The following is a 3,332-nucleotide window of genomic DNA, read 5'->3' as shown; positions in this document are numbered from 1 at the left end:
AATTGGGTCTGTAGCTCAGTTGGTTAGAGCGCACCCCTGATAAGGGTGAGGTCGGCAGTTCGAATCTGCCCAGACCCACCAATTTTGTTATGGGGCCATAGCTCAGCTGGGAGAGCGCCTGCCTTGCACGCAGGAGGTCAACGGTTCGATCCCGTTTGGCTCCACCATTAACTGCTTCTGCTGTTAGAGTTTAGAAATGAATATTCACTAATGAATATTGATTTCTAGTCTTTGATTAGATCGTTCTTTAAAAATTTGGGTATGTGATAGAAAGATAGACTGAACGTTACTTTCACTGGTAACGGATCAGGCTAAGGTAAAATTTGTGAGTTCTCTTAATTGAGAAATTCGAATTTTCGGCGAATGTCGTCTTCACAGTATAACCAGATTGCTTGGGGTTATATGGTCAAGTGAAGAAGCGCATACGGTGGATGCCTTGGCAGTCAGAGGCGATGAAAGACGTGGTAGCCTGCGAAAAGCTTCGGGGAGTCGGCAAACAGACTTTGATCCGGAGATGTCTGAATGGGGGAACCCAGCCATCATAAGATGGTTATCTTGTACTGAATACATAGGTGCAAGAGGCGAACCAGGGGAACTGAAACATCTAAGTACCCTGAGGAAAAGAAATCAACCGAGATTCCCTTAGTAGTGGCGAGCGAACGGGGACTAGCCCTTAAGTGGCTTTGAGATTAGCGGAACGCTCTGGAAAGTGCGGCCATAGTGGGTGATAGCCCTGTACGCGAAAATCTCTTAGTCATGAAATCGAGTAGGACGGAGCACGAGAAACTTTGTCTGAATATGGGGGGACCATCCTCCAAGGCTAAATACTACTGACTGACCGATAGTGAACTAGTACCGTGAGGGAAAGGCGAAAAGAACCCCGGAGAGGGGAGTGAAATAGATCCTGAAACCGTATGCGTACAAGCAGTGGGAGCAGACTTTGTTCTGTGACTGCGTACCTTTTGTATAATGGGTCAGCGACTTATTTTCAGTGGCGAGCTTAACCGAATAGGGGAGGCGTAGCGAAAGCGAGTCTTAATAGGGCGTCTAGTCGCTGGGAATAGACCCGAAACCGGGCGATCTATCCATGGGCAGGTTGAAGGTTGGGTAACACTAACTGGAGGACCGAACCGACTACCGTTGAAAAGTTAGCGGATGACCTGTGGATCGGAGTGAAAGGCTAATCAAGCTCGGAGATAGCTGGTTCTCCTCGAAAGCTATTTAGGTAGCGCCTCATGTATCACTGTAGGGGGTAGAGCACTGTTTCGGCTAGGGGGTCATCCCGACTTACCAAACCGATGCAAACTCCGAATACCTACAAGTGCCGAGCATGGGAGACACACGGCGGGTGCTAACGTCCGTCGTGAAAAGGGAAACAACCCAGACCGTCAGCTAAGGTCCCAAAGTTATGGTTAAGTGGGAAACGATGTGGGAAGGCTTAGACAGCTAGGAGGTTGGCTTAGAAGCAGCCACCCTTTAAAGAAAGCGTAATAGCTCACTAGTCGAGTCGGCCTGCGCGGAAGATGTAACGGGGCTCAAACCATACACCGAAGCTACGGGTATCACGTAAGTGATGCGGTAGAGGAGCGTTCTGTAAGCCTGTGAAGGTGAGTTGAGAAGCTTGCTGGAGGTATCAGAAGTGCGAATGCTGACATGAGTAACGACAATGGGTGTGAAAAACACCCACGCCGAAAGACCAAGGTTTCCTGCGCAACGTTAATCGACGCAGGGTTAGTCGGTCCCTAAGGCGAGGCTGAAAAGCGTAGTCGATGGAAAACAGGTTAATATTCCTGTACTTCTGGTTATTGCGATGGAGGGACGGAGAAGGCTAGGCCAGCTTGGCGTTGGTTGTCCAAGTTTAAGGTGGTAGGCTGGAATCTTAGGTAAATCCGGGATTCTAAGGCCGAGAGCTGATGACGAGTTAACTTTTAGTTAACGAAGTGGTTGATGCCATGCTTCCAAGAAAAGCTTCTAAGCTTCAGGTAACCAGGAACCGTACCCCAAACCGACACAGGTGGTTGGGTAGAGAATACCAAGGCGCTTGAGAGAACTCGGGTGAAGGAACTAGGCAAAATGGCACCGTAACTTCGGGAGAAGGTGCGCCGGTGAGGGTGAAGGACTTGCTCCGTAAGCTCATGCCGGTCGAAGATACCAGGCCGCTGCGACTGTTTATTAAAAACACAGCACTCTGCAAACACGAAAGTGGACGTATAGGGTGTGACGCCTGCCCGGTGCCGGAAGGTTAATTGATGGGGTTAGCTAACGCGAAGCTCTTGATCGAAGCCCCGGTAAACGGCGGCCGTAACTATAACGGTCCTAAGGTAGCGAAATTCCTTGTCGGGTAAGTTCCGACCTGCACGAATGGCGTAACGATGGCGGCGCTGTCTCCACCCGAGACTCAGTGAAATTGAAATCGCTGTGAAGATGCAGTGTATCCGCGGCTAGACGGAAAGACCCCGTGAACCTTTACTATAGCTTTGCACTGGACTTTGAATTTGCTTGTGTAGGATAGGTGGGAGGCTTTGAAGCGTGGACGCCAGTCTGCGTGGAGCCATCCTTGAAATACCACCCTGGCAACTTTGAGGTTCTAACTCAGGTCCGTTATCCGGATCGAGGACAGTGTATGGTGGGTAGTTTGACTGGGGCGGTCTCCTCCTAAAGAGTAACGGAGGAGTACGAAGGTGCGCTCAGACCGGTCGGAAATCGGTCGTAGAGTATAAAGGCAAAAGCGCGCTTGACTGCGAGACAGACACGTCGAGCAGGTACGAAAGTAGGTCTTAGTGATCCGGTGGTTCTGTATGGAAGGGCCATCGCTCAACGGATAAAAGGTACTCCGGGGATAACAGGCTGATACCGCCCAAGAGTTCATATCGACGGCGGTGTTTGGCACCTCGATGTCGGCTCATCACATCCTGGGGCTGAAGCCGGTCCCAAGGGTATGGCTGTTCGCCATTTAAAGTGGTACGCGAGCTGGGTTTAGAACGTCGTGAGACAGTTCGGTCCCTATCTGCCGTGGACGTTTGAGATTTGAGAGGGGCTGCTCCTAGTACGAGAGGACCGGAGTGGACGAACCTCTGGTGTTCCGGTTGTCACGCCAGTGGCATTGCCGGGTAGCTATGTTCGGAATAGATAACCGCTGAAAGCATCTAAGCGGGAAACTAGCCTCAAGATGAGATCTCACTGGAACCTTGAGTTCCCTGAAGGGCCGTCGAAGACTACGACGTTGATAGGTTGGGTGTGTAAGCGCTGTGAGGCGTTGAGCTAACCAATACTAATTGCCCGTGAGGCTTGACCATATAACACCCAAGCAATTTGCTTGCTTCGAGCTGAAA

Annotated in this window: 2 tRNA genes and 1 rRNA gene; all 3 read left to right on the top strand. The window is 50.7% G+C overall.

What is annotated here, in order from left to right:
• Window positions 1-4 precede the first annotated feature (4 nt).
• Window positions 5-81 (top strand) — tRNA-Ile (locus BBG20_RS25750).
• 10 nt (window positions 82-91) lie between these two features.
• A tRNA-Ala gene (locus tag BBG20_RS25745) sits at window positions 92-167 on the top strand.
• A gap of 237 nt (window positions 168-404) precedes the next feature.
• Window positions 405-3,296 (top strand): 23S ribosomal RNA (locus tag BBG20_RS25740).
• Window positions 3,297-3,332 lie beyond the last annotated feature (36 nt).

The sequence above is a fragment of the Pseudomonas aylmerensis genome (assembly GCF_001702265.1).
In the GTDB taxonomy this organism is placed as follows: Bacteria; Pseudomonadota; Gammaproteobacteria; order Pseudomonadales; family Pseudomonadaceae; genus Aquipseudomonas; species Aquipseudomonas aylmerensis.
This window is presented reverse-complemented; position numbering and strand designations above follow the sequence as displayed.